The 26,728-nt window shown below is 59.4% G+C and carries 17 protein-coding genes and 2 pseudogenes; 9 read left to right on the top strand and 10 right to left on the bottom strand.

Annotated features, from left to right (window positions below):
* Positions 1-175 precede the first annotated feature (175 nt).
* Positions 176-979 (bottom strand): glycoside hydrolase family 108 protein, encoded by an 804-nt coding sequence (locus tag K289_RS47790; RefSeq protein ID WP_051310712.1) that lies wholly within the window; start codon positions 977-979, stop codon positions 176-178.
* Positions 980-1,643: 664 nt separating this feature from the next.
* A complete protein-coding gene (locus K289_RS0121140) occupies positions 1,644-3,602 on the bottom strand; it encodes a PatA/PatG family cyanobactin maturation protease (protein WP_035685342.1) in 1,959 nt (652 codons plus the stop codon).
* 334 nt (positions 3,603-3,936) lie between these two features.
* Between K289_RS0121140 and K289_RS0121135 the strand changes: the two genes are divergently transcribed.
* Positions 3,937-4,548, top strand: a complete 612-nt coding sequence (locus tag K289_RS0121135) for a hypothetical protein (protein ID WP_156918089.1) — start codon at positions 3,937-3,939, stop codon at positions 4,546-4,548.
* A 615-nt stretch (positions 4,549-5,163) separates the two neighbouring features.
* Here the strand turns inward: K289_RS0121135 and K289_RS52380 are convergent.
* Entirely contained in the window at positions 5,164-5,469 is a 306-nt protein-coding gene (locus K289_RS52380; RefSeq protein ID WP_245283966.1) for a transposase, read from the bottom strand.
* Positions 5,470-6,195: 726 nt separating this feature from the next.
* Between K289_RS52380 and K289_RS47785 the strand changes: the two genes are divergently transcribed.
* The 3 genes from K289_RS47785 (at position 6,196) to K289_RS0121115 (ending at position 10,048) form a co-directional block, all read left to right on the top strand.
* A complete protein-coding gene (locus K289_RS47785) occupies positions 6,196-6,411 on the top strand; it encodes a hypothetical protein (RefSeq protein WP_027553355.1) in 216 nt (71 codons plus the stop codon).
* A gap of 1,057 nt (positions 6,412-7,468) precedes the next feature.
* The gene (locus K289_RS0121120) at positions 7,469-8,056 is read left to right on the top strand and encodes a RolB family protein (protein WP_035685339.1); all 588 of its coding nucleotides are present in this window, start codon (positions 7,469-7,471) and stop codon (positions 8,054-8,056) included.
* 474 nt (positions 8,057-8,530) lie between these two features.
* Entirely contained in the window at positions 8,531-10,048 is a 1,518-nt protein-coding gene (locus K289_RS0121115) for an ISL3 family transposase (RefSeq protein ID WP_245283969.1), read from the top strand.
* 719 nt (positions 10,049-10,767) lie between these two features.
* Here K289_RS0121115 and K289_RS0121110 read toward each other — a convergent pair.
* Positions 10,768-11,199 carry a hypothetical protein gene (locus K289_RS0121110; RefSeq protein WP_027553352.1) on the bottom strand — a complete coding sequence of 144 codons (432 nt, stop codon included), beginning with the start codon at positions 11,197-11,199 and terminating at the stop codon, positions 10,768-10,770.
* Between the two features lie 1,811 nt (positions 11,200-13,010).
* The gene (locus K289_RS0121105) at positions 13,011-13,604 is read right to left on the bottom strand and encodes a hypothetical protein (RefSeq protein WP_027553351.1); all 594 of its coding nucleotides are present in this window, start codon (positions 13,602-13,604) and stop codon (positions 13,011-13,013) included.
* A gap of 542 nt (positions 13,605-14,146) precedes the next feature.
* Here K289_RS0121105 and K289_RS48780 point away from each other — a divergent pair.
* The 3 genes from K289_RS48780 to K289_RS0121085 all read left to right on the top strand — a co-directional run bounded on the left by K289_RS48780 (position 14,147) and on the right by K289_RS0121085 (position 18,682).
* Positions 14,147-16,357 carry a hypothetical protein gene (locus tag K289_RS48780; protein ID WP_051310710.1) on the top strand — a complete coding sequence of 737 codons (2,211 nt, stop codon included), beginning with the start codon at positions 14,147-14,149 and terminating at the stop codon, positions 16,355-16,357.
* Positions 16,354-17,649, top strand: coding sequence for a triacylglycerol lipase (locus tag K289_RS0121095; protein WP_027553349.1), 1,296 nt, complete (start codon positions 16,354-16,356; stop codon positions 17,647-17,649). Before K289_RS48780 ends, K289_RS0121095 begins: the two co-directional genes overlap by 4 nt.
* 748 nt (positions 17,650-18,397) lie before the next feature.
* Entirely contained in the window at positions 18,398-18,682 is a 285-nt protein-coding gene (locus K289_RS0121085; protein ID WP_027553348.1) for a hypothetical protein, read from the top strand.
* 714 nt (positions 18,683-19,396) lie between these two features.
* On the opposite strand, the pseudogene K289_RS48770 reads toward K289_RS0121085, so the two are convergent.
* Positions 19,397-19,525: pseudogene (locus K289_RS48770) on the bottom strand (helix-turn-helix domain-containing protein); the annotation flags it as partial.
* 39 nt (positions 19,526-19,564) lie between these two features.
* Between K289_RS48770 and K289_RS53100 the strand changes: the two are divergent.
* Positions 19,565-19,792 (top strand): P63C domain-containing protein, encoded by a 228-nt coding sequence (locus K289_RS53100; RefSeq protein WP_084788666.1) that lies wholly within the window; start codon positions 19,565-19,567, stop codon positions 19,790-19,792.
* Positions 19,793-19,927: 135 nt separating this feature from the next.
* A pseudogene (locus tag K289_RS44820) lies at positions 19,928-21,251 on the top strand (IS5 family transposase).
* A 277-nt stretch (positions 21,252-21,528) separates the two neighbouring features.
* Here the strand turns inward: K289_RS44820 and K289_RS0121070 are convergent.
* The 4 genes from K289_RS0121070 to K289_RS44810 all read right to left on the bottom strand — a co-directional run bounded on the left by K289_RS0121070 (position 21,529) and on the right by K289_RS44810 (position 26,712).
* Positions 21,529-23,016, bottom strand: a complete 1,488-nt coding sequence (locus K289_RS0121070; RefSeq protein ID WP_027553347.1) for a lyase family protein — start codon at positions 23,014-23,016, stop codon at positions 21,529-21,531.
* A 151-nt stretch (positions 23,017-23,167) separates the two neighbouring features.
* Positions 23,168-23,629 carry a methyl-accepting chemotaxis protein gene (locus K289_RS52375; RefSeq protein ID WP_084788665.1) on the bottom strand — a complete coding sequence of 154 codons (462 nt, stop codon included), beginning with the start codon at positions 23,627-23,629 and terminating at the stop codon, positions 23,168-23,170.
* A gap of 6 nt (positions 23,630-23,635) precedes the next feature.
* The gene (locus tag K289_RS52990) at positions 23,636-25,174 is read right to left on the bottom strand and encodes a methyl-accepting chemotaxis protein (RefSeq protein WP_156918087.1); all 1,539 of its coding nucleotides are present in this window, start codon (positions 25,172-25,174) and stop codon (positions 23,636-23,638) included.
* Between the two features lie 191 nt (positions 25,175-25,365).
* Positions 25,366-26,712 (bottom strand): amidase family protein, encoded by a 1,347-nt coding sequence (locus K289_RS44810; RefSeq protein ID WP_051310704.1) that lies wholly within the window; start codon positions 26,710-26,712, stop codon positions 25,366-25,368.
* Positions 26,713-26,728 lie beyond the last annotated feature (16 nt).

Raw genomic sequence — 26,728 nt, 5'->3', positions numbered from 1 at the left:
GATCAACCCCGTTGCCCACGTCACGAGGGCCGCGTAACATTCATTCCGGCAACGTCGGCCCGACCTAGTTCAACAGCGATCGGGACATCCCCTGGTGCAGGGTTGTCGCCCATTAGCGGATCGCGATCGTCTAGATGGATTAGCAAGTACGTGGTCGGCAGTTGGTCGAAACCCTTCAGCAAGCAGCCACATCAGTGTAGGCCACGACCCGCTCCTTATTGTGTCGGCTATCAATCCAGAGCACGATCGCGGCGATCACGAGAAGAACGCCGACTCCGATCACGATCCAATTGAGGCCGCGGTTCAGGATCGTATCGCCGACACAGACGCCAACTCCGACACCACCTGCACACTTTGCACTCGTGTCCTGCGCAACCGCCTTATCCTGTGCAGCGGTGCTGTCTTTCATCATTTCCGCTCGACCGTCCTCCGTTAGCTTGCCGGTTCCGCACGTCAGCCACATGGCAACAGCCTTGGCTTCGACCTCGGCAATACGCCGTGACCAGCCCTTGCCGAAAACCTTCCACGAGGAAAGCGATTGCACAAAGGTTCGACGCTTTGCACAGATCTTCTGGATTGTCGCTTTGCTGTTTGCGGCCAGGGCCTTGGAAATCGTCTCGTTTCCGGCAACGCCATCCTCCTTAGCGCCAACCGCCGCTTGCAACCAGAGAACGCCTTGCCGAGGCCCGGACATTACGCCAGCGTCAAACGTCGCGAGATCGACACCGTAAGGGAGACTTTCAGCCCAAACTGGCTTCCAGTAGTCTCTTTCGTAAAGCTCCTTTGCATCACCAAGCGTCAGGTTCTTGATGTCGAGATACGGATATGCATGAGCCGCAATTCCGTAATTTGTTCCTTTCAGAACCCCGACGCCGACGTTTCCGCCAGTCCAATTGCCGCGATCATTTCGATTGTTCGAATATCCGCCTTCATGTGCAAGGGTCACGGCGAGACACGCCGCAAAGTTTGCAATAGCCATACCTCTGTTCTCACCTGAGATGTTGCTTTGGAAACTCCTACGAGCAATGTCGCGTGAATCGTGCCTTGCGATGCGCGGGCGGTCGGCGTCTCATCCGACCGCCCTAAGCTCATTGAAGCCCAAAGTAGGGACGACCTGGTCGCACTTCAGATCAATGTGATCAGCATGCTGTCTTGCAGATCGACCTCGCCGGTTCAGGCAACGCTTTACAGAGGATCTCGCAAAGGCCTGAAGTCGTAACCTCCTGGCGAATGCAAGCCGCGCTGGCAACCCGCTGAACGGGCTTCGACTGGGTCGGAAGTCTCATGAGATTCTCCTGAATTGGCCGCGGCGGGTGTCACGGCGTTAACTTCTGGTTGCCCGCAACGAGCAACCGCTTGACCCGCTCCCACCTTAGCGGGCCAGTCGGTATACGAACAATCGGTGGTCGGACACGTCCCTTGGTGTGCGACACGGGACGAGCCGGTAGCGCAGTGCCTCGGCGTATGCCGGAAACGACCTTGTTGGCGCACCCTGCCCTCGAGGTGCCAGCGCACATCTGGATGCAACCGTCGTGAGCGTCACGCAATCGGAAGGCACTACGGCGGGAGGCCAGTGGACTGAGCCGCTGAACCTGCACAACAGTTCTCATTGGATCTCTACGATCGACAAGCATAAGCGTTTTTCAGACGACGGATGAGCGACGCGTCCAGGCGCGAACGGGTCCGATCGTTACCGGGATCTCCTCGCTCACATCAACCGTGAAGCGGAACACACGGTTGGCCAAGAGAAGGTTGTCCGGGTTGAAGAACAACAATTCCACATCGTAGCAATCCGAGTCAGGACGACAGACGGCACTCCTCCGAATGTTGATTTTGTCGAGATCGAAACCATCCGTTGTCGTGCTACGTATGACTTCGGCCGCTTGAACGGCATTGACGGCCGAGTAGTTGAGCGCGCGCTCTTCCGGAGTGACACCCAGGTTACGGAGATCGTAATAAACGCGGCTGAAGAAGTCCGACAAGCCCGAGGCTTGGCTGTCATAGGCAGCACGTTCCTCGGAGTTCTCTCCGCGCATTCCGAGCACGGTCCTCACCAGATGATCACTGGACCAATGAAAAATACCGCGGACGGACGGTGCGATGACAGGAACCACTTGCCCTGACAACAGGCGAACACTCCCACCAATCACGCCTGGAATCGACACCAGTTCCACTGCGTGCTTCAACTGCCCGTTGAACGCTTCAAGCAGCCTCTCGTATCCCGTCATCGCGTAAGGGCCGACCGGCTGGATGGCATAAATCGGCGTCGCGTCGAGGTTCAGCGTCCAGATCACTGACGAAGCTTCAAACGGATTCATCGAGAGATAGTTCAACAACTGCTCCGCGACCAGGGGATTGTTGGCGCTCGGTGGCATCGCCTGGATGAATGAGTCGCGCCGAGCCTCTGAGCCGAAGTCACAACCGATTGTGCCCAGGGCGTAGGCGAGCCGAGCCGTCCGCTTGCCGCCGCATTGACAACTTCTGCTTGAGTGGCAGCTGCACTTTGCGTCACCGCCGCAAGATGCGGAGATGCCGTTACCATCAAGCTGCGGGTCTGCGGCCGCAATTGTGATGTCCGAGGGACGGACTGCGGTATCAACGACGAGCCGAGTGGCTGGCGCTGAGTCCAATGGCAACCCTCGGGGACTGTTGTGTTCATCAACAACGGAGACCGCGCCTGATGGGATCACGTTGCGGTTCGTCATGATCTGGTCTCCTCGAATGAATGAGATGGCCTCTGTGACGTTGAGATGTCCGGCCAAACAGCGGCGGCTGTCCTGACGTGGCTGAGAGACACATCGCCGAGCGGTTCGTAGAAGAACATCGCGCACCAGATGCGGATCCGGCGGCAGCTTGGCCTTGCGTTGCAGGCTTACCAGTAATCCTGCGACTCCCGAGACGATCGGCGTTGCAAAGCTGGTTCCGGTTTTGCGCCACGTACCTCCGCCAGGCTTGGCACCGAGCACGTTTTCGCCGACCGCGACTAATCCCTGCGCCTGGTACACACTTCCCCAATTGCTCGACGCGAGGGGCGCGCCACGCGAATCAATGGCGCCTACTGCAAGCACTGTTCGGGCCGCGGCTGGGAAATGAAGGCATTCGCAACCTTCGTTGCCGGCCGCGGCAACGATCAGAATGTTGCGCTGCGCGCAGGTGCGAATCGCGTCCGCCAGGAGAGGTTCGGGCTCGCTGGAGGATGTTAGTTGGCCACCGCTGATATTGATAATGTGAGCGCCGCGGTCGACCGCTATCAGGATCGCCCGGGCCAAGTCTAGTTGCAGGCAACTCGCAACGCCTCCGTCCGGCGCGTCGCCGAAGACCGGGATTACGAGTCCAGCGCAGTACGGCGCGATCCCGCGAACCTCACTGCCTGGCTGTCCGAAAATGACGCTTGCCACGTGCGTTCCGTGTTCGGTGGCAACGCCATGCCCATTCACGCTCACCCAAGTCTCGATGATTTCGAGGTCGGCGCCACGAAAACAGGAGTGCCTGTAGTCGATCGGACCGTCTAGGACCGCAATACGGGCGGAGCTGTTGCCTAACGTTTGCGCGACCCGTTGGACCGAAGTTGCGAAATGGTCGGCGGGAAATGCGAGGTCCATGCGTCTTTCTGAGTTCGCGATAAAGTGTCGCGACACAGGTGACGATAACATTCCCAAAGAAACTGGCGCGTGAAGAGCGCGTTAAAAGGTCTTTCCGCCCGAATTTAGAGCAAGAAGCGTAATCGCGGCGGCATTGGCTTGGCGCGGCCGAACGGTGCCCGAACCTGCCGTCCAACATGCTGGCTAGAGGATTTGGCAAGAGTGCCGCTGGGCGCCGGTGGTGCGCCGTGCGATGCGCGCAAACTCGAATGGGTCCGGAGGATAACTGCACCACGCTTCCGTCTTGTTGTGCGGCTTGATAGAGTTCAACCGTCTTGCGGTTGAGGAGTTTTCGGTGAAATTGAATACCGACTTGGAGGATGGTAGGCCACGACTGCGACTGCGCGTCTTCGGCGCGGTGGAGGCGTGGAGCTGGACGGGCGAGAGCATTCTGCCCCGGGGCCGCAAGGCGCAGGCGATCCTGGCTTATCTCGCCATGTGCGGGGAGCCCACCGTCCCGCGTCGTCGACTTGCTAGGTTGCTCTGGAGCACGCGCTGGGAAGAACAGGCGCGCGCCAGTCTACGGCAAAGCCTTATGGAGCTGAGACGAAGCATAATCGCGATCAGCCCGGAATTGCTTTGCATCGAAAACGACCGCGTATCGTTGCAGATCGCCAAGGTCTGGATCGACGGGATCGGCGGACCTACCCAAGTTCATCGGTCAATATGCCCGCTCCAGCAGGATCCCAACACTTTTCTGGAATCGCTGCGTGGCCTCGACGCTGCATTCGACCGGTGGATCGACGCGCGGCTCGCGGCGTCCGAGCTATCGAATGATCTACTATATTCCTCGCGCATTGTGGGGAAGTCCGCACCGGCTACTCAGTTTGGCGATGGGGCGTCTGACGATGACTTCACCACCGGACAGTCCGAACACCCCAGAACAGACAGGAGGAGCTTTGGTTAAAGCCGTTCACCGGTGTCGCTGGTGATGATCAGAACGTAACTTTTTAGTCGGCACAACCCACACCGGAGATCGTAACCGCACTTGGTCGCTTCCACGGGTTTCTCGTTCGCTTGGGCACTCACGAAGAGAACACGCGCGCTCGACTACCGCTTCGATGAGTCTTGGCATCGACCGCATCAGCTGCGCTTGTCAAGCGGCCCTTTAATTGCGGGTATTGTCAAGTTGCAATTCCTCGACTCTCCGAGGCGTGACCGTGGCCGTCACTCCGTTGGAGCTGGTTGGGCTTGCGGAGACAGAGTGATCGCGGATAACCGAGGGATCACCAACCAGGACTTGGCAGCAAAGATCGGCCGTTGGTAACGGCTCCTCGGATGGTGTCGTGCGATCATGGTCCCTTCCGACGTCGCGCAGCGCGTCATGATGATGTCAGGGGCGGACGCCTCAAAGTGTCCGGCGAAGTGCAGACATGCCGCCACCGGCCTATTGGCTGAGCTCGTCACAACCACCGCCCGGCGGAGCATCGCCGGCCGCTCGAGAACCGGGCCAGAAACTTGAAAAAGGATCACAGTCGAACGATGTACCGTCGACCCAGATGCAGTATAGAACGACGGTGATCTAGCGCGCGATGGCGACCTTCGCCTTCGTCATGCCTGTCCGCTTGATGAGCTTATTCCTCGGGCCTTGAGGGAACACCATTTCTTCGTTCGATAAAGCCCAACAGTCGCCGCCTCGAACACGTACGTTCGGAGGAGCCTGTCGCCGCAATCTCTTGCTATTGACATCCGTTTCGCCAGATTGGCTACGTCGAGGTGCAAGGCCCAGATAGGCGCCAACAGTCGATGCGGATCGGAAGCGCGACGGATCATCGATCGTGTGCCGGAATGTCAACGCCGTCACCACACCAACATCAGGAACCGTCATCGGGCGACGTCTCCACTCATTCGACTTCGCCAACTGGCGGACATCATCGTCGAACTTGTCTCGTTACTTGCAGATATTTTCATGAATGACATGAGCGGCTCGATTGAGGAGCTGATGACCTTCGCCCAACGGCTCGCGACCAGGTTACGGAACTGCAGACCTGTTGCGCGTGGGGAACAGCAACCCGTATTCTTTCATCAGGCTGCGGACCTGGTTCCAAGTATTGCGGTGGATGGCTACGAGTCGAGATCTCGCGACCAGCAGAAGATCATCTGGCTACCCCGCCCTTGACTTTGACTTCTCGATAACAGGCAATCCGGACCCGTTCGGTTAGGCCTCTCGCGTCGTTCTGATCGCTCTCGTTGATGCGCACTGATAAAGCCGCCGCGCATGCCGAGCATCGATGCAGACCACTGGGGGATCGACCCCACGAAGTTCATGCCGTAAGGGACGCATGCTCGACGAGCTTTTCGCCGTGACCGGCTAGCATCGCAAGCTCACGGTTCCAGCGCCTGCCAGCCATGTCGCGATTTCGCGGGAAGACCTATGGCCCCCTATCGGCGATGCGCTGGACGCACTGTGGGAGGCCTCGGATCGGATCTGCGGCAAGAGGCTCAGCGTGATGATTCCGATCTTGCTGCCTTCGCTGGAGAAGCATGGCCAGCTCAAGCTCGATCAGGCCGATCGAGCGCTAGTCTCGGCGTCAGCGGAGCCACGATTGGTCGCTTGCTGGTGGAGACCAAAATTGCCGCGGTCGGCGTTAGGCGGCGGCGGGTCAGCCCTTGTTCGGCGGCGCGGCGCGAGGTGCCGATCAGGACATTCCACGACTGGCGCGACCCGCCGGCAGGATTCTGCGAGGTCGACATGGTGATTCAAGGCGGCACCTCTGTAGCTGGCTCGTTCATTCAGACGTTGACGATGGCCGACGTCGCGACTGGTTAGACCGGATGCATGGCGCTGGTGACGCGCGAGAGCGGCGTCGTCAAGGGAGCCGTGGAGCGCGCGCAGAACCTGTTTCCCTGACTCATTGGTGGCGCCGACTTCGAACGACAGCGTTTTTTGAACGATGTCGTCGTACCCTGGTGCCGAGGCTCGTCAGGGCAGCCCGCGCTTCCGCCGACAGCTCCGACCACGCGGCGCGCCTACGGCGCGGTGCGAACCGTTCGGTCGAACCTCCATGCTGCAACTTCCAGCTAGAGCTCTGCTTGCGACCCATCCAGCATGCAGCGAAAAGCGACATCATTAGCTTTGCCGACGGCGTCATGAGCGAAAACTCAGCGACCAAACCAAGAATGATGCCGATAAAGAACCTCGAAGAAGGGTCTGTGGGCGTACTCAAACGTTGTTATGCGACGAAGAACAGCCCCACGGGGCAATCGGCCGTCGATTTTGCTGCAGAACCACGTCGGAGCACCAGCCGCCAACGTGATCAGAGGCGCAAAACTCTAGTTCTGGGTGGTCCAAAGTTCGGTCTCGCTGCACTTCAGGCCGGACTCTAATTCTTTCTGAACGAAATAGTCGGTGGCAGATCGGTATGTGTCAAATCCTCAGGCGCCCCTCAAACTACACAAGGCGCCGCTCGCCGGAGGGATACGTTGAAGTCGCCTCTCATCATCATAGCGAAGAGCCACGGAGAGCGACACCTTTAGGTCCATTTAACTTTTCCGACAGCCTAAGGCTGTTCATATTGGGCTCTGTCATTTTCCATCATTGTCGATTAAGCAGAGCGCGACTCTCTCTGTGCCGAAAGGCAACGTTCCGCGCCGATTCGAATACTTTTGAGCCACAATTTGCGTGTCTCACGCAATTTCTGATGTTACGGCTACAGCGAACCACGTTCGATTTATAAGGCTCTCTTGTGTTCGCCAACGTTCAGAGCAAGCGTGGTTCTCTCTATCATTGTGTCCTTCGTTTCGCCCCAGCTCCCATTATGAATCTTCCGTATGTGCGCCCAACCCTTTTCACTCCGATCCACCTCAATCCCTGCTACCGATCCAGTTTGGAAGACCGCATTGATGGTCGTGTGAACGAATATAACGTCCACTTCCGCAGGTACGTATGGACTGCCCAACGCCTTTGGGTTCGGGCCGTCGGGGAGGCTGTTGGGTTTAACCCTGAGCACCTCGATAACACTCCCGATTACGTTTTTGCGGACCACGGGCTTGATCGTGCGCTTTTGAAGGAGTTCTTTGACTATCCTTGCATGAACGACCCTACAGAGGGCGTCTTAGAGCGCGTCGGATCGAGCTTCCGGTACATCTATATGCCGGAAAGCAGGGCAAGAGAATGTTGCGAACAGCAAAACCTCGATCACGTTCCAAATTGGATGCGCTTTACGGTTGATGACCGCTCCAGGACATTGCTGGTCGACATCCCCCCTTATTCCGCAACCCATACTGTTGCAGACATAGTGGCAAGATATCACGCGGTTGGATGCGAACAAGTCGACGAGACCGATATTACATGTTGCCTTGTTGTGCCCGATACGGACTTTATCCATTATGACCCCGACAATGATTTATATATGCGCTCCTGGTTCGGTCCATTTGATGTGGTGGCTATCGCCCCTGTGCTGCTCGATCCATAACCACGAGGAGGAGCGGCCCTGTAGGACTTGCGTATTATGGGTTGTACTTTCTACGTTATTACGTTTTTCATTTCATGTCCTGTTGTCATAGGCGTCTTCGCCAGTCCGTATGTACCGTGAAACTTTATGTTGCAATAAAGCCAAGTCTTTTCTCGTTTCGTTTTGTGTTTCTTGTTTTCCACCTTTCGTTGTCATCTTGTTTTCTTGCCCTTCAGACATTCACCGGCCCCGCAAGAGTCTTTTTTCTATCCGACGCATGTATCGCTTGAAATGCAGGATAGAGCGAATAGACCTGCTACTTTTTTGGTTCTTCGGCGTATTTGTGCAAATTGGCGGATTCACAGAAGGCGCGAATAAGGCCATAAGGTCGGAATTGCAGTCGATGCCCGTGATTCGCCCTTGTTCCATGCCTTCCGTTCGCTAGTCTCCCCCGAGCTTTCGATTGTCCGGATTCTTCCCCAGGCCGATAAGGTGATGCTTGTGGCTCGGACGAAGTCAGAGGTCTCGTTCTGTCCCTGTTGCGGCTGCCAGACGGGCCGCGTCCACAGCCGTTATGTGCGACGCTTAGCTGATCTGGCGTGGCAAGATCGGATTGTCGAGATCCGGCTTCACGCGCGACGCTTTCGATGCGCGAATTCGCAATGCCCGCGTCGGATATTCACTGAGCGGTTGCCGGAAACGGTGCGACCGAAAGCGAGACGAACGTCCCGTCTCCGCGACAGGCAACTAGCGATCGGCTTCGCGGTCGGCGGGGAGCCGGGTGCACGTCTGTCACGCAAGCTTGGTATGCCGGCCAGCGGCGACACGTTGCTACGGATGATCCGCGCAGCCGAGTTCAAGTCGCCAGAGCCGCCGCGTGTGATCGGCATCGATGACTGGGCCTGGCGCAAGGGGCAACGCTATGGGACCATCATCTGCGATCTGGAGCGCAATCGCGTCATCGATCTTTTGCCGAATCGAAATGCCAGCGCGGTCGCGTCTTGGCTGGGACGCCATCCAGGCATCCAAGTGATCGCGCGCGATCGTGCCGGCATTTATTCTGAGGGGGCCCGTCGTGGTGCTCCCGATGCAACGCAGGTCGCCGACCGTTTTCATCTTCTCCAAAACCTGGGTGAAGCGCTGAATTTGGCCGTTGGTCGTCATCGCAAGGCGGTCGGTACCGCTGGAATGGCCACGATTGCCGATATGATCGAAGATCAAACCAAGCTCGAACCACCGATAGAGCCTTCTACAAAACTTGATCAGCTGCGCCGCACGCGGCGCAGCCATCGCCGTTCACCCCATGCCGAAATCCTCGACTTGAGCGCCGACGGCCTGTCGCCGCGCGAGATCGCGCCGCGGATCGGCATGAGCGTGAGGGCGGTCGAGCGCTGGCTTGCTGCGGGCGGTGAGCCTGAGCACCGGCGGCCACCCGCGCACTCCGTCCTCGTTGATCCTTTCCGAGATTATCTGGAAAAGCGCTGGGAGGAAGGTGAACGCCGCGGGTCGCAGTTGTGGACCGAAATCAAGCTCCGCGGTTTTAAAGGCAGCAAAGCGACCATCTACCGATGGACTGCTGCCCGCAAGCAAGGCTCATCGACGGCTGCGCCAAATGTGCGATGGCGACCGCCCTCGCGCCGCAACTGTGCACGGCTCCTGAGCAAAGAGCCTAGATCGCTCGATGAGCAGACCGAGCGGTTCCTTCACCATCTCCATGAGCTTGCGCCGGAGCTTTCGAACGCCGGTGAGCTTGCTCGACGTCTCGTGGCATTGATACGAGGGCACGATGATGCGAGTCTCGAGCAATGGGTCGAGGATGCTTCGAGTAGCGAACTGGCTTCGCTTGCAAAAGGCATCGGCCGCGACATCGCGGCCGTTCGGGCAGCCATCACCCACCCCTGGAGCACCAGCCCCGTCGAGGGACAGATCAACCGCCTCAAGACGATCAAGCGCCAGATGTATGGCCGTTCAGGATATGCACTGCTCAGAAACAGGCTACTGGCAACTGCCTGACAACTCACAATCGCCCACGATGAAACGCGAAGAGGGGACCTGCACCAAATATGCGGAAGAACCCAATGTGGGCGTGCTTTCGACCCTATACGTCAACTATTGAGATCGGCTGTGTTTGCGCACCTCGCCGAAGCCAACAGGCGGGCAAACAGCTAATCAACAGCATCCAGCGCAAATGAAAAGGGCCGCCGAGATTAGCCGTCAGCTCTTCTTTGCATCGTATTCGCCGGCATATATGCTATCAAATGCCTGAAAGAGCCGCGTATTCATTCTTTCGATCCAATCCATCATACCCTTGATGTTGTCGCTCCTGTTCTGCGTGCTTTCGCAGGGGAGGCCGCAAACGAGGTGCAGCCAAGCTCTGCGCTGTCCCTGGACGTGCGCACAGACCGCCCCGCGCGGGTTGCACGAGGAGCGTGATCACGACTCTAGTTTCGGAGCCTTCTCCGGGTTTTCCCTGCCAAGGCGCGTGCTAGGTGCCGCTATGCCTCATGACGGCGGGAGCCTTTCTCGAGTGCCCTAGGCAAGGAGCTTATTATGTCTTGCGCGAGGGATTGTTACCCGAAGGGCCGAGACGCACGGCTCGGCGAGCGCAGCGAGTAAAGCCCGATCCGCCATCGGCGGACGCACCCGATGAACGTGAAAAGCCGCGTATGAGGGTTTATAGCTCGTCCTGAAGTCCGGCCTCTAATTTCCTCGCGCTGATACGTCATGTGAGGTCAGGCCGCCTCGTCTTCATATGCCTTGTCTGTCGCATCGAACCTTGGCAGGTCCATCCCAGCAGCTCTGCACAACCCGACGAGCATTCTCATTTGATCCCTGACCAGCGCAGTCGGGTGCTCTGCATCGATCTCTTTGAGGAACAGCTCTTCCTCATAGTCGAAGTCGGACGCGTCCGGAAGTGCACCTTTGATCAGCTCTTGGACTCTGTAGCCCGCCCATCCTTCAAAGGGGATGCGCATGTAAGCGATCCGGGCAACAGCATCGCGCTCTGCGCGCGTAGAGCCGGCCGCAGCATCTCGCTGCAACAACTTCTCAAGCCATTGGCGCTGAGCTTCATAGCCGCGCCAACTGTACGGCGCCGCCAACAATGTCTTGATCGTCAAGCGAAGCGCCTCAGCGCCGCGCTGTTCCTTCGGAAGATGCTTCATCGCCACCTCTTGCTGGGGGACGCGACGCAACGGGCAGTGCACAACCTGTGGAGAGGCGGTGGATATAGTTGATTCAACCTAAGGGGTGTGGCGCCAATCGGCAGCAAAGTGAGACAGTTGTGGATCGCAAGGGCGTTGTCGGGACGGATAGGCGTCATCGCGTGCGGCTGCTTCCGTCGCGCGTTATGCGCGTGGTAGAGACCGCCGCGTCAATTTCCAACTCGCGCACTCGGCGACCTGGCCGCGGTGATCACTGGGGCGCAGACGGTTCCGAGCGGACGGGCCCGCCGCCACCTGCTGGGGCGAGGCGTCCGGGAGAGCGCGCCGGCCCGCGGGCGCCGGCGCCCAGGGCGGCAGATTTCTATTTGGAGGCGCGTACGCGCTTGGGGCTCTCAGAGCTGATCAGGTGGCAGCAAGACGACATCCCAGGCACCTCGGTAGTGACGATACCGGCCGCTCTCTATGGCTAAGAACGGAGTGCCGCATTCGCTGCACGTCGGCTTTTCCTCTGGAGGATAGTCCGGATGAATCGCCAAGTACTCCGCCCGGCACTCAGGCTTTGGGCATTGAAATTGTGTGGTGGCTCTTTGGTGGCGGTCATGGCGGGAACGTATAGGTGAGTCGGATGTCGGGACCACCTGTCGTGTTCGTTCGAGGAAGCGAGGCCCGGCAACGGAGGCGTGTCCTAACCGGGCCTCGCGACCGCCGATCCCCTCGGAGAGGGAGCGGCGAGCGGGAAGGATATTGGGCATGCTACGCGCTTATTGACGCGTGAATACTGCGAACCGATCCGTCAGCGGGCAGCTTTCCTGCACGTCGGCGCCAGCCGTTGCCCCAGCACTACTTTCCCCGCAGATTGTTGCCGGTGTGAGTCAGGTGATCGAGAATCTTGTTCTCTCGAGTCCTTGCCTGTTGGTGAGGTCCGTTGTGATGGGCATAGGACGACCAGCCCCATCATGCAGATGGAGTTGGTCGCCCGCCGCGATCTTGCCTGCTGGAGCCGGCCGCCGCTTAGGGCACCCGAAAAGTATCGAAACTCAGCTGGGACGTAACCGGTCCGGTGAGGGCCGCGGGATAGTCGCATGCCGCAGGCAAAGCGCAAAATCGAACGGAGGCGGGCTCTTGGTGGGTAATCGCGGGACGGCGAGCATTTTTGACTTGGTCGGCCCAATCAGGTTCGAATCGTGGAGGCGCAACCGCCGATACCGACATTCGGTTCAAGTGGCGATTTGACGCAGACGCCCCTCTGCGTCCCGAACGCAGTGAGCAGTTTCCAAGTTGTTGATTTTTCTTGCAGTGCGGTGACTTCCGTCCCGTTTTGTTCGCGGTCGTTTCATCCAATTCGTTGCGATTTCATTGCGGCATTTCTCAACAAGAACACGAGAACGGCGCTCGCCGCGACATTGAGATCTCCGAAGAGATGGGCATGTTCGCCAGGTCTCGGGCACCGGACCAGTGGTCAGTGCCGACATGTCTCGTTCGGATGGCCTGCATCGGATCGTCCGTGGCGATGTTGAATAGGCTCGGCAACATCTTCCTAAACCACGTCGCGACCAGCCAACGATCGCGGGCGACCGTTGGCTGCCTAGCGGCTAGACGCGAGTGAGCGCGCAGCCAATCGCCAGCATCTTTCAGACCGGCGACATTTTCCATGCCGAGTCCGGGCGTCTGGTCCGGTTGAAACCGGACCAGTGGGGACCGAGAGGATGCGACGTTCGATCCCGCGTGTCCGATCGTCATTTATTCGGCAGGGCAAAACGCTTTCCACGACCGAGTTGGAGGTCCCACCTCGCGAAGTCACCGGCGCTCGACTAACGACCTTCTGCCGCTGGACTCGGGCCCGGACAAGAAACCGGAATATACGAGGCCAAGCAGAGCAGCAGCACCTGAACCATCGAAAGAGTAACGGTCACGATTTTGGTGGCTCTCAGAATGGCCAAGCCGTCCATGGTGCCCCCCTGAATGGTGGACGGCCATCGCAACATCGTAAAAATAACTGCGTCTTCCGCGAAATCACAAACGATATAGACGACCGGCAAGAGCCACCAAATCCAGGTGGGAAACCCCGAAAGCGGTATGGGCCACCGGACCGAACCGACCAGCGTCGTGCTTGCGACCGCCAGGAAACCACCCAAAAAAAGCAGGTACAGCACGTCCAGAGGGATAACGCGCGTCGCGTATCCTTTCGCGAAATCACCATTCTTGCTGATCCAGTCGGTCAACGATGTCGCGTCGAGCGGCTTTCCCGCTTCCGTCTCGAGCGGGATGGTATATCGTGGCGGCCGATCGTGCGTGGGACGCTCGAGAAAGCGGCCCGACACCGCATTGCCGAAAGGAATTGCCACGCCCGAAATGATGAACGGCAGTGCGATAGCCAACGTTCCAAGCAGAATAATCAGCCTCATTGGTCTACTCCCGTGAATTGAGATCGCTGATCCAAGTGCCCCGGATCTCGCCGAACTCATCCGTTTCCCGTCCGCAAACCGTCGAGTGCAACTACGGGCCGGCTGATTTGGCCTTAGCCCGTTTTTGCTCGATGTCGTCCGCGACGCATTTGGGCGGGTCGGCCGGTTCGGATTCGAAGGATCATAATACTGAGCAAATTCGAGGTGGTTATTCATGTTGATCGGCCCCGGCAACGAAGGAAGGCTAGTGCCGTGCCGCGGGCCGCGCGGCGACCAGACCCTGGCCTATTGACCATTGTTCTACATCGTGTGATTGTCGAAGGAGCGAGCGCAACTGGAGAATTCCCACATCTAGGGCAATAGCCATGGCCAAGCGATCACGCGTCGGTACGCGAAGAGCCCAGGCACCCGCCCCCCGCGTGGACGCCTCACGAGCGGCCCATCCTACTACCGGTGATCCGGCTACGGTTGTTCTTCGTACCCCGAAACGGCCTATCCAGCTCCAAACCACCGCGCCTGCCGTCAATCTCGCGCAAGCAGCGATGCAGTGGACCTACGTGGTGCGGAGCCGTCAGCGTTGGTCTTCCACAGAGACCACTGCAAATCAGCAGGCACGCGCCGCGGCGGACTTGTTGCAAGAGCTAGGTGTCGACGCCGATGCGCTCGCCGATCTGGCTCGGGCGGGCATGGTTGAGGTTTCGACCAAGTGGTTGGGAAGCGAAGAGACAGATTGGGCTGCTCGCATCTTTCCGTGGGAATACGTGATTGCGGGGGCGACCCGCAGCCTGCGAGGCGACCTGCCGCTCACCGTGATGCGTCACCTCGATCGCGGCGAAAAGGCTACTCCCAAAAACGCACTCAAGCGTGTGCTCTTCGTGGCAAGCGAACCAGGGCCGCTACGGGGTTACTACAGTTTCGACGCTGAGCGCGAGCTTGTGAAGACTCACCTACAGGTAAACCCGGCCAATTGGCGCGAGGTCAAAAGCCCAACGGCTGCCGAGTTGACCGCTGCGGTATCGGAGTTCAAGCCCGATCTCGTTCATCTAGCGGGCTTCGACACGCACGAGGCGCGCGCCGTGATCCGTCAATCCAGCAAACGCGGTGCAGCCACGGAGGATGACCCGTCAAGTCAGGATGGAGCCGATGAGCGTCAAGACGGTTATGTACTCGCGGGACCAAAAGGTTTCCACCACGTACGTTCCGAGGAACTCGGCCAGATTCTAACGTCCAAAGGTCATCGTCCACGGCTCGTTGCATTGAACATCAGAAATTCTGCTGCTCGTATCGCACCGCTCACAGTAGCGGCAGGCACTTGGGCTGCGATCGGCTTCCAAGACATCTTTGACGACGACCTAGCAGAACTCTTCTTTTCAGTCCTGTATTCGAGGTTAAGTCGATCAGGCTGGGATTTGACGAACGCCTTCCGCTCGGCTTGGGAACGCGTCCGTAGCCAACCCGGGACCCGTCAGGGGAGCGGCATTGTCCTTTGGAGCGCGACGCCGCTTTTCGCGGCTGATGGCGTGCTGACGGCACGTCGGTCGGGCGAGCATTACACTCAACTCGCGGAGCAACTGAGCAAGCGAGAGGAAACCTCCATCGAAGCCGGTGAGGTCAAGGCTCGCGACGTCGGCAAATGGATCACGGTGGATGTCGAGGTGGTTCAGGACCTCAATTACTCGCTGTTGCACAACCAGCGTTCTCTATTCAAACGCTTCGTGCTGACGTGCCCAAATCCCCATTCGCGAACGATCCGCAACGTGCGGGTCAAGGTATCGCTTTATGCGGGGACAGAGGCGGCCGCCTTCGACCGCGCACTGGACTTACGTCCGCCCTCCATCGACCTCCAAGATATCCACGTGCCGTTGACCTCAGCGATTACGCGCTCAGTGCACGAAAGCGTTCGCACGAGCCTTTTTGTCGAAGTGATATGGGGGGAGCACGTCCTTTATCGCAATACGATTCCCGTTCGCCTCATTCCTGTGGACCAATGGCGTGACAGCGACGACGATCGCAAATGGCTTCCTTCATTTGTGTTCCCGCGAGACCCAGCAGTTGTGCGGCTTGTCGACACCGCGCAGCGCTACGTGCGTGTCTTGCGCGATGATCCCGCCGCTGGCTTCGACGGATATCAGAGCTTCGATGGTAGTCGTCCCGACGATACGGCAGGCATCGACCTGCAAGTGCAAGCCCTCTGGTCGACGATCGTGCATGAGTTGCGCCTGGGCTATATCAATCCACCCCCCGGCTACAGCAATGAGCTCGACTCGCAGCGGCTTCGAACGCCATCGATGGTCGTGACCAGCAACTCCGGCACGTGCATCGATCTAGCATTGTTCTTCGCGGCGTGCCTTGAGTTAATTGATATCTATCCGGTCATCTTTCTGCTGGAAGGGCACGCATTCCCCGGATATTGGCGCAGGTCAGAGGACCACGACCAATTCCGGAAGGCCCGCCCCCCGCGGATTAATGAGATCGTCCAGGCCGATTCCCGAACATCGACAATTTTCGGCGCGCAGCGAGAGGCGTGGCTGCTCGGCAAGCCAACTTATCGCGAAATCGTGCAGTTCGTGAACGCCGGGAAACTCGTGCCGATCGAGACGGTGCGGCTCACCGAGAACTGCGGGTTTGCGGAGGCGATCGAAGCCGGACGCGACAATCTTCGCGACGAGCGGGAGTTTGCCGCGATGGTCGACATTGTGCTGGCGCGTGAGGAACAGGTTACGCCGCTGCCGATCCTCGGAGAAACAACATGATGCAGCGCGAACTCGACGCCGCGGTCGCCAAGCGTCTCGGTAGCATCGTCGCCGAATATCGCATGGCCGATCAACCGGACGTGGTACGGGCCGGCCCGATGAAACGCCGTCGCGGCTTCGTGGCGCAAGATTACAGCGGCCTCGCGACACTCACGCTCGTGCGTGACGATGGGCTCTTGCGATGGATCTATCAGCCTCCCGCGCGCAATCCGATGTCGCGGCGGGCGCGACGTGGCGCCATTCGCACGATTGGCGCCGAGCCCGTCTATGAATTCAGCTTCAAGGAGACGCCGCCCAATCAGGTGATCTTGGCCCTCACGAAATTGGACGAGAAGTTGACGCCCGGCCAGGGTTTGAAGCGCTTGAAGTCCGGCAGGCTAGAACCGGCCGATAAAGTCAAGATTGACGGTCGGGTGTTGCTGCTCGTACACGGCACATTTAGCAAGTGCGACATGTTCATCGACGAACTGAACTCGATCGCCTCCGGGAAAGATCTGCTGAATGCGGGGCAGAAACGGTACGAGGCCATCCTCGCCTTCGATCACCCGACGCTCTCGGTGAGCCCGTGGGCTAATGCGATCGACCTTGAGGAAGCGCTCGAGAATGTCACCGGCCCGATCGACGTGATTTGTCACAGCCGTGGCGGATTGGTCGTGGCTTGGTGGCTTCGGAATCCTAAGCGTCAGGTTGATAACGTTGTATTCGTCGGAGCTCCATTGGTGGGCACCAGCCTCGCCTCGCCGGCAAGTCTTCGCGGGGCCCTGCAAGTGTTCGCCAACATCCTCCAAGGATTGGAGCATGCGAGCGCGCTGGCATCCACCGTCAACCCCTTTGCAGTCGCGGTGACAGGACTATCGAAGATCCTTGGTGGCATCTTGCGGCTCGGCGCGAACACGCCGCTCGCCGATGCTGCCGTGGTGATGGTGCCTGGGCTTGCCGGTCAGTCGCGTGTCGGAAACAATGCCGAGCTGTTGCGCCTGACCCGTCGGCCGTGGGCATCAACCCCGTCCTTCCACGCCGTGACTTCAAATTTCCAACCTTGGGACAATGACGCAGCATGGTGGGAGATATGGAAACATCTCAATAACCCTGGGGGCAAACTGCTCGACTGGGGCGCAGACATGCTCTTCCAAGACAAGAACGACCTCGTCGTTGACACCCAATCCATGACCGTTGTGTGCGGCACCCAGATCACGCAAGTTCACAACTGCGACTCTCGCAAGGTCCACCACTGCAACTATTTTCGTCAAGACGAGACAGTGGCTACCCTTAAAAAGGCACTGAAGTTATAGGGGACACTCGCGATAGGGCGAGCTTACGACGCAGGCAATGCCCGCGTATGAGCCCAGAGCGATGGCCGTCATAGATGAAGGCCACGAACTGCTTGTCCGACAGTTGATGCATAACATGCGGGCGCGTTTCCTCAGCACTGGCTAATCGCTCTTCGCGCCATGGCTGTTGCCAAGGATGAGTAAACCAGCGCGCTGCTTTCGACAGTACGTCCGGTGGGGCGCGATCGGTGTCTCTTCCGGGGGCGGAAGGTGTGCAAGCATTCGTCTCAACCTCCGGCTCCACGCTTAGAAAGGCGCGGTTGTCGTCAATGCATGCTCTAGCTCGGTAGCGATAGCCCTGTAGCGCGTGAGCAACCTCGTGTACAATCGCGCTTAAGTTGACTCTTTGCGTCCTTCTGAAGTCGCTCGCATTCGGTGATTTGCACGCGAAGCATCTCTAGGTGGGCTCGCATTTCCTTCATGATGTAGAAACCTCAGACAAGGATTCCTGGCGCGCCTTGAGGCGCCTTCGCAGAACTTCCGCGCGCCATTCAAACAGGGCAACGATAAGCGCCGTAGCAACGGTCCCGATCGCGGCCATAATGAGAACCATTTTGCTCATGGCTGCATTCTAGCGCAAGAATTCCACAATCAGCTTAGTCCAATCGGGCAATGAACAGGTTGTGACGGCCCGAGAACATATTAGGAGACCGCAGAAACTCACTGAGGGTTAAATACGGACAGTACCGATCCGCGGGTACTGGCCGAAATGAGCCACTCTAAAAATCAAAACAGGCCACTCCCAAAGATCGGCTTTCGGTTGGTCTTGGTCGAATGGGAAGACAGCGCCCGACCGATCCCAGGATGGCAGTGGGTTGAAGACTACGAATTGCCGGAGACGGTCCGGTGCATTTCCGTTGGCTATTTGATTGCTGAAACCAGCGATGCCATCGCGCTCGCGCCCAACCTTGGCGATGTCGTGCAACCCAAGGCGCAGGCGTGCGGGATCATTAGAATCCCGCAACGCGCAATCATTAAGATGTGGAGTCTGTAGTTACTTGATCTTGCCGCCGCGCGGCTCGATGTGACGCATCACGGATGCCCCAAGTTCTTGGGTTTGCTTGGTCGTCACCTTGCTAGGCGTCCGTGTGGCGGTGCTAGCAATCGTTTTGATCTTGGATGACGTGATCGGGTGAACCGTAACAGGCTTAGACGGTGGCTTTTTAGCCATAGGTGCTCTCCATTCGATAGCAGCCGCCTTGACCCGAGAGTCTGTATGACGCAGTTTGCGTCCGTCGAGAGACTCAGCCCCGCTGGCGACCAAATAATGCGGGGCAGCCCGGATCGGGGAGTAGAGGCCCCGTCCGGGCTGCGAATCGTCGCGCGAATGGTGACGCGGCAACTACCAAGAGTCGAATCGAATTCAGGTTTTTCCCCTTGGATTACTACGAACTTCCGTCGCCGATCCGGAGGCGTCTCAGTCGGGAGCGCCGGCGCTATGTTGAGCGCGGCGGCCACTAGCTGCGCAACCGTCCAAGGCTTGTCCGCCACACCCAGTGCCTTCGTTGGCGTCGTGCGCAGGCCCTCATGGGTGCGGCAGAGATTGTAGTGAGCGACGTACAGCGCGACGGCTGCAACGTGGTTGTCGAGCTTCTTGCTAAAGCCGTTCGTCAACCGGGGGAACCGGCGCGATGCCATGCGCAGCGACAGGTTCTGGCGCTCAACGTAGCTCGTTGAAACGTACTGCTCGGGATCGCCCGATACTACGTCACGGCTCCCGCCGCAGATTCTTCCACTTCGTCACACAGGAAGGACTGATCCGAAGCGCTTCTGCAATCGAACGAACGGTCTCGCCCGCGTCAGCCCGCGCAAGAGCGCGTTCGCGAATGTCTTCCGAAAACGGTCGCGTCGTCCATGCTGGCCTCCGCTTTCCAGCATGGAGCTTGAATCAGAAATCCTCCCCGTAGGGAATCCCGATTCCGGGAAGAAACAACATGCTCTAGCTCCAGGAGTTTTGGAGGAGCTTAAGAAGGCCAACCCGCGACAAGAAAGCGGGCGTCGGAAGCACAAGCATTTCCAGTGGCTCACAGAGAACCGTGGCTATCCCAAATTGCGTGAGCATCTTGGGTCGTCCGTGAAGAATGCAGATTGGCCTGAGAGATAGGCAGAAGTTGTCTCGATAAAGTATTCGATTTTGCAGGAAAGCCAGGTGTTGGGCTGCGCTTTCTTGCGTTTTTGGATTTTGCTTTCGAGCGATTCGTGATTCCCTGACGGCGGGTCGTCGGCATTGGGGAAAGCGATGAGCAAACCGCGGGATGATCGCCAGAAAGACCTGTTGCTTCCTGCGCTCGATCAAATCATCGACATGGGTCACCCGCTGGTGCGGCTGGCAACGCTGATCGACTGGAAGTTTCTGGACGACCGCTTTGGTTCGGTGTGCCAAACAGGGCCGGGGCAGCCTGGACTGCCGACGCGGCTTGTCGCCGGCCTGTTCATTCTGAAGCACCTGCACAATCTCTCGGATGAGGTGCTGTGCGCCCGTTGGATCGAGAACCCTTATTACCAATACTTCTGCGGCGAGTTGAGCTTCTGCCACCGGCTGCCGTTCGATCGATCGTCGGCGCCAGCGGCTCGGTGAGGAGCAGCTCGTCGCGCTGATCCAGGAAAGTCTGTCAGTGGCGCACAAGACTGGCGCCATCGGTCCCAAGGACCTGGAGCGAGTGGCGGTCGATACCACGGTGCAGCCAAAGGCCGTTGCGCATCCGACCGACGCACGGCTGATGCATCGGGCCATCACCAAGCTCGTCGGGCTCGCCAAGCGCAACCGTGTGCCGCTGCGCCAGAGCTATCTGCGCCTGGCGAAGCGCGCCGCCATCATGGTCGGCCGCTATACCCACGCTCACCAGTTCAAGCGCGCCCGGCGCCAACTCAAGTTCCTGCGGACGCGGCTTGGCCGGATCATCCGCGACATCCGCCGCAAGATTGATGGCGATGTGGTGCTGGAAGCTCGCTTCGGCCCGCTGCTCGATCTGGCGCAGAGGGTGCGCACCCAGGATCAGCATCAGCGCGGCCCCAAGGTCTATGCGTTACATGCGCCGGAGGTCGAGTGCATCGGCAAGGGGAAAGCCCGTGCGCCTTACGAGTTCGGCTGCAAGGTCAGTATCGCCACCCCCGTAACGTCACCGAAGGGCGGACAGTTCGTGCTCCACGCCAAGGCCCTGCATGGCAATCCCTTCGACGGGCACACGCTCGGCCCGGTGGTCGCCGACATGGAGAAGCTCACCGGCGTGGAGGCTCGCCGCATCCATGTCGACAAAGGGTACCGCGGCCACAACCACCCGCATCGGTTCAGGGTCTGGATCTCGGGGCAGGTCCGCCGCGTCACCGCTTCCATCCGGCGCGAGATGAAGCGTCGTGCGGCTGTCGAGCCCGTCATCGGCCACGTCAAGGCCGAGCACCGCATGGACCGCAACTATCTCAAAGGCCGCGTTGGCGACCGCATCAATGCCGTCCTCGCCGCGGCCGGCCACAACTTCGGCTTGCTCCTGCGATGGCTCGCAGAACTCTTGCGTGCCATCATCCGGGCGCTCGCTGAAACTGTCCCGGCTCAAAACATCGCTTAAATCAGCGGTCGTCCGCGTTCTTCACGGAGGACCCCGTATCCGCCAATAAAATCATAGTCTTCCGGGTCAATAGTGCCGCTCATAACGGTCTGGTTGCAGGTTCGAGTCCTGCCGGCCCCACCAAGCTTCGCCCTTCGGGCTTCGCATGGCGCAGCCACGCGGGAGACCGAAGGGTAAAGCGTGTCCGGCGTAGCTGGAGCGCAGCGCAAGCGAAGACGGACTGGCGCAAAGTAACCTAAGGCGGACTGATGCCATGGACTACGCGCGGCTGGAACTGTCAGTCCTTGAGGCGATTGAATGCCGCATCCAGCTCTGTGGATGCCTTTGCAAGGGCGGATCGTCGACCATCGAGCCAATCCTTGTCCGCCACGAGTCGTGCTTCTTGGGCAGCGAGCATACGGGCGACTTCTGCTGATTGCGTGCCGCCGAGGCCGCGGCTGGAGCGAACCATGTTCTCGGGCGTCAAGATTTCCCGGAGACGAGCCTCGGAAAACGGAAAGGCAGCCTCTTCACCAAGTAGGCCCTTGGTCGATTGCGCAAAGATTCTCTTTGCGTCTTCGTAAGGCAATTCGGACGCCCGAAGGCCGTGACTACGTCCGAAATTCACGAGCTCGGACGCGAAATGGTGGCCGACGCGGAACGGGACGTTGGCCTCTCGCTGCAACACGTCGGCCAGCTCGGTCGTGGTGGCATAGTCGCCATTCACCTCCTCGAGCGCGCGGGAGGCATCGAAGCGCAGGGTTCGAACCAGCTTCGCCATGGAAGCCTGTAGCTGCGTGGCCTCTCGCAGAGCATTGTTCGCAGCATCGCCGCGATATTCGATAACGCCCGGCCCAATATTGTGCGCCAGCATGACCGCACTTTGAGCCAGACCCAAAGTCCGAGTGGCTTGCTCGCGGGCGAGCAATATCGGGAATGGATTCCGCTTTTGCGGCATGATGCTGCTCGGGGTCGTCTCACTGGCCGCCAGCAGGAACCACGGCCGGATCTGCCGATACTGGTCCAGGAGGTCTGCCATCAGCGCACCGCTGGTTATTGCGGAGGCGGTTGCCAGTCCCGCGACCTCGACGTCGAGGTCGAATGGCGAGACATGATTCGCATCGAACGAGTTCTCGATGGGACCGTCAAAGCCAAGGAGAGTGGCGAGCTGCTTGCGATCGATGGGGAAACTCGATGTGCCGACCGCGGCGGCTCCGAGCGGCGAGAGATTGAGACGTGCATAGCTTTCTTTGACACGCTGGGCCTGCCGTTCGAGCGCTCCCAAATAGCCCGAGACGTAGTGGCCGAGCGTAATCGGCTGCGCCTGTACACCCATTGTGAAGGCCGGCATGATGGCATCTGGCGCGGTCCGGGCAAGGTTCAGCAGCGCTGCGCGGTAGTCGTTCAGGCTCGCCGCACTCTCAAGATATGTTTCGCGCAGCACCAGCCGCTGCCACGTGGAATACATGTCTTGACGACTGCGGCCCGAGTGCAGCCGCGTGACGTCGGCCCCTCCGGCCGCTATCAGCATGGGTTCGACGCGCAGGTAGTCATCAGGGCGGGATGCGCCTGGCTGCTCGCCGTCGCGGATCACTTTCGCGACGGCTGCGGCAATCTTGCGACCCAGATCCCATTCGACAATCCTGGTGTCAACGACCATGACCGCCGAAGCCTTGTTCATCTCGCCGATCCAGTGGAAGCCATCATGAACTGGTTGGGCATAGGCCGCCGAGACCTTGAACAGGATTACGGCCGCAATGGCTCGCCCGAAATGACGCCAATTCATGAATTCTTCTCCAAAGTTTCGGCTGTCATGACGGTCCGTGCAGATGGCTTGACCGTCTTGTCGTTATTCCATGGACGCTTCCAGGATTCCAGTCAGAGACTTCGCTGCACCACGTCCTTGTCAACAGCGGCATGTCGAGGTTGGCCGGATGTCAGCTTGCGCGAACGTTCCCCAGGAAACGTCGGACTTCACCGCCGAGGAGACTGGCTTGTGTGGCCAATTGACGAGCCGCGTGCAGCACGTCGTTGGCGACGGCATCGCCCCCTATGGCAGCCTCATTCACGACAGCGATATTGGAGGAAACGCTATTCGTACCCGCAGCCGCCTGCTGAATGTTGCGACTGATTTCCTGGGTGGCTGCACCTTTTTCCTCCACGGACGATGCAATCATGGCCGAATAGCTGTTGATGGCGGCGATGATCTCCGAAACTTTCCTGAGTTCTTGGGCCGCCTCATCGGTCACGGACTGAATGTCGTGCACGTGCGCAGCAATCTCCTCCGTGGCCTTGGCGGTCTGTCCGGCAAGCGCCTTGACCTCGGTTGCCACGACGGCGAACCCCTTTCCAAGCTCTCCGGCACGCGCCGACTCGATCGTCGCATTCAAAGCGAGCAGATCGGTCTAGTGCGCAATCGAACTGATCAAGTCGACGACAGCACCGATACGTCCCACCGCCGATAAAAGGCCGGATACTTTTTCGTTCGCGCTGTTTGCCACCGATACTGCCTCTTCGGCGGTACTGGAGGACAAATGCACTTGCCGACTGATCTCGCCGATGGCGCTGGACAGCTCTTCGGTCGCCGCGGCCACCGATTGAACATTGACCGCCGTTTCCTTGGTCACGTCAGTGACGCCGCCCGTTAGACTTTCCGTCTTGCTCGCTACGGCAGCCATTTCTTGGGCACGCGCTTCGATCTGTCCGGCCTCCACCGAAACGGAATTGATCACGCTTCCGACTGTAGCCTCGAAGGCGTCCGCGAGCTGAGCCATGGCCAATGCCTTCTCGTGCTCGACGCGAGCTTTCAATTTGTCCTGTTCCGCCGCGAGCCGGCCGTTCTCGACCATGCTCCGCTTGAATATGACCAAAGCGTCAGCCATCTCGCCGATCTCGTCGGAGCGCCCCTCAGCCGGCACTTCGACGTTGAGATTGCCCTTTGCCAAGTCCCGCATCGAGTTGGTTATCGCCGCGATCGGTTTCGCGACCATGCGAGAAATAAGGAGCCCCAAGCAGAGAACCAGCATCAGCACGGTAATCGCGACGACAAGAATGAGCATCCGTCGAAACGCGAAGATCGGTTCAAAAACCTTGGTTCGATCAAGCGAAATGCCCACGAACCACCTCGCAGACGGAACGCTGCTTATCGGGAAGAAGCCGACGAGACCGGCTTGGCCCGCCCCCGAAGTCTCTCGGATCGTTCCGTCGGCTGTGCGGAGATCGAATCCGCTAGCCAGCGGCTTGAGCACTTTTTCCTGCTCGGGATGCACCAGCACCGTGCCCTCGGAGTCGACCAGAAAGGCATATCCCTTTCCCTCGAGAGGCAACCCCTTCAGAAAATCACGGATCGCGGTGAGTTCAACATTGCCACCGGCCACGCCCGCGAGGCCGTCACGGCCATGGATCGCGCGGGCGATGGTGATGCTCAGGCCGCCGTCTGCTGCCGCGCTCACGAATGGCTTGGTGACGATGGTTTGCTTTTCTGCGGCAGCCGCCTGGTACCAGCCACGCGTTCGTGGATCATAGCCCGCAGCCATCTGCAGGTTTGGTTCTCTGATGTGGATCCCATCGGGTCGACCGAAGTGAACGGGATAGAACGTGTCCGTGAGCGTCTTCGACCGGAGAAGCAGACGGAGATCTGCCTCCGATCCCGCCACTCCGGTGAGCTCGATCTCATCCGCCAGAGCCTCAAGCAAAAAGAGGCGCGCTTCCAACCAGGCCGTGATCCTGTCCGCCGCGCCTTGACCTATCAGCCTGCTCTCGGATCGCGCATCTTGATCCAGCATCTTCTCGGCCACCGACGCGCTGAGAAACGCAAGCGCACCGAGCCCCGCGACCGTGAGCAGCGACGCTGCGATCATGATTTTGTAGACGAACCGGCTTCGCCTTTTCCTCCCTCGCCGTCCCGCGTCCACGATCAAGGTCTGTTCGATCGGAAGTTCCATCTTCCCGTGCCCCTCGGTTTGATTGATCCGGCTTTCGAATATCGGCGTAGATCGAAACAGCACCCCAGATTTGGAAGGTAGACGCAAGCGCGTCTTACCTTCCGATCATCAACACCAACGTGCCCATGAACATGGTGACCCCGATGGCAGGGAGCACGATCCAAAGCGCCTCGTTTCTCATTTCGAAGCGCTCACGGCGATGCGATTTCGACAGCAATTGGCGAGCCCGACGGTCGCGGCCGCAGCACTGCTTCGATGCATGCAGCAATCTCCAGCAAGCGCCTGTCCGAATTTCTGCGACCGACAAGCATCAGCCCCTTGGGAAGACCATCAGCCGGCAGCGGCAGCGAAACAGAAGGGCAGTCCAGCATGTTGGCGACGCGAGGATTGCGCAGCACGAGCCCGTTGAACGCATGAAATGTCGCGTCCTCCTCGACCGACGACAGAAGCGGCGCACCGATCGGCGTCGTCGGCAGGACGAAAACCTCGTTGTTGCCAAAGGACTGTTCAAAGGACCGGATCGCGGCGTTCCGGAGACGAATCATGCGCACATAGTCGGTGCCGAGGATAGCGGCGCCGGCTTCGATGCGAACGCGGGTTTTCGGATCGACCCCATCCAGGCTCGACAGCCCGAGACCACGCAGCGTCGCGCCGACCTCGATGGAGGGAAACGTGCCGATCCGGTCGATCCCCGCGACACGATCGAGAGCAGCTTCGATCGAACCGTCCTCGATCTGCAAGCCAGCCGACCGAAGCCGCTCCATGGCAGTCTCGAACGCACTGAGCACCTCGGGCTCGCAGCGATCGAACAAGCGCCCGCGGGCAACGATGAGGCGGAACGTGCCGGGAGAGGCACTTCGCAGCCGCGACGGCGCGGCCTCCCCCGAAAGCACCTGATCGGCCATGAAGCAGTCGGCAACGTTCAAGGCAATCGGACCGATCGTATCGAGGCTCGATGACAGCGAGAACGCGCCGGCGGTCGGCACGAATCCGCTGGTTGGCTTGAAGCCGACTGCGCCGGACAGGGCGGCCGGGATTCGAAGGGAGCCGCCGGTGTCGCTGCCTATGGCGATGTCCGACATGCCATCGATCACCGACACCACGGCGCCCGATGATGAGCCACCTGGGGCACGCTGGCGGTCTCGTGGATTGCCCGGCGTGCCATCATGCGGATTCGTGCCGAGCGCAGAAAAGGCGAACTCGGTCATCTGTGTCTTGCCGATGACGATGGCGCCCGCGGCCCGCAACCGTTTCACGACTTCAGCATCTTCAACGGCCGGCGGCAGGCGGCGCAGGACCGCAGATCCGGAACTCGTCACGGTACCGGCAACGGCGAACAGCGCTTTCACGGAAACGATACGGCCATCGAGCGGGCCGCGAGGGCTACCTGCAGCGGCGCGTCGATCTGCGGCCTCGGCCTCCCACCGGGCGCTGTCCGCGAATACCGCCGTGAAGACGTTCTCCGCTTCCGGCGACCGGATCCGTGCCAGCGCGGTCTCAAGGCGTGCAACGGCAGATTGGTTGGGTCGACCGTTCATTGCTGTCAGGGACACC

This window comes from Bradyrhizobium sp. Cp5.3 (genome assembly GCF_000426265.1).
GTDB lineage: Bacteria > Pseudomonadota > Alphaproteobacteria > Rhizobiales > Xanthobacteraceae > Bradyrhizobium > Bradyrhizobium neotropicale.
The sequence above is the reverse complement of the archived record's forward strand: the minus strand, read 5'-3'. Positions and strand labels throughout refer to the sequence as shown.

What these genes read in the sequence shown, in the direction of transcription:
- K289_RS0121115 (WP_245283969.1), top strand. Translation starts at nt 8,531, where the DNA reads ATGCTTGTGGCTCGGACGAAGTCAGAGGTCTCGTTCTGTCCCTGTTGC.
- K289_RS0121105 (WP_027553351.1), bottom strand. Translation starts at nt 13,604, where the DNA reads ATGAGGCTGATTATTCTGCTTGGAACGTTGGCTATCGCACTGCCGTTC.
- K289_RS47790 (WP_051310712.1), bottom strand. Translation starts at nt 979, where the DNA reads ATGGCTATTGCAAACTTTGCGGCGTGTCTCGCCGTGACCCTTGCACAT.
- K289_RS52380 (WP_245283966.1), bottom strand. Translation starts at nt 5,469, where the DNA reads ATGACGGTTCCTGATGTTGGTGTGGTGACGGCGTTGACATTCCGGCAC.
- K289_RS48780 (WP_051310710.1), top strand. Translation starts at nt 14,147, where the DNA reads ATGCAGTGGACCTACGTGGTGCGGAGCCGTCAGCGTTGGTCTTCCACA.
- K289_RS0121110 (WP_027553352.1), bottom strand. Translation starts at nt 11,199, where the DNA reads ATGAAGCATCTTCCGAAGGAACAGCGCGGCGCTGAGGCGCTTCGCTTG.
- K289_RS0121070 (WP_027553347.1), bottom strand. Translation starts at nt 23,016, where the DNA reads ATGAATTGGCGTCATTTCGGGCGAGCCATTGCGGCCGTAATCCTGTTC.
- K289_RS0121140 (WP_035685342.1), bottom strand. Translation starts at nt 3,602, where the DNA reads ATGGACCTCGCATTTCCCGCCGACCATTTCGCAACTTCGGTCCAACGG.
- K289_RS0121095 (WP_027553349.1), top strand. Translation starts at nt 16,354, where the DNA reads ATGATGCAGCGCGAACTCGACGCCGCGGTCGCCAAGCGTCTCGGTAGC.
- K289_RS52990 (WP_156918087.1), bottom strand. Translation starts at nt 25,174, where the DNA reads ATGGAACTTCCGATCGAACAGACCTTGATCGTGGACGCGGGACGGCGA.
- K289_RS44810 (WP_051310704.1), bottom strand. Translation starts at nt 26,712, where the DNA reads ATGAACGGTCGACCCAACCAATCTGCCGTTGCACGCCTTGAGACCGCG.
- K289_RS0121085 (WP_027553348.1), top strand. Translation starts at nt 18,398, where the DNA reads ATGAGCCACTCTAAAAATCAAAACAGGCCACTCCCAAAGATCGGCTTT.
- K289_RS53100 (WP_084788666.1), top strand. Translation starts at nt 19,565, where the DNA reads ATGGAGCTTGAATCAGAAATCCTCCCCGTAGGGAATCCCGATTCCGGG.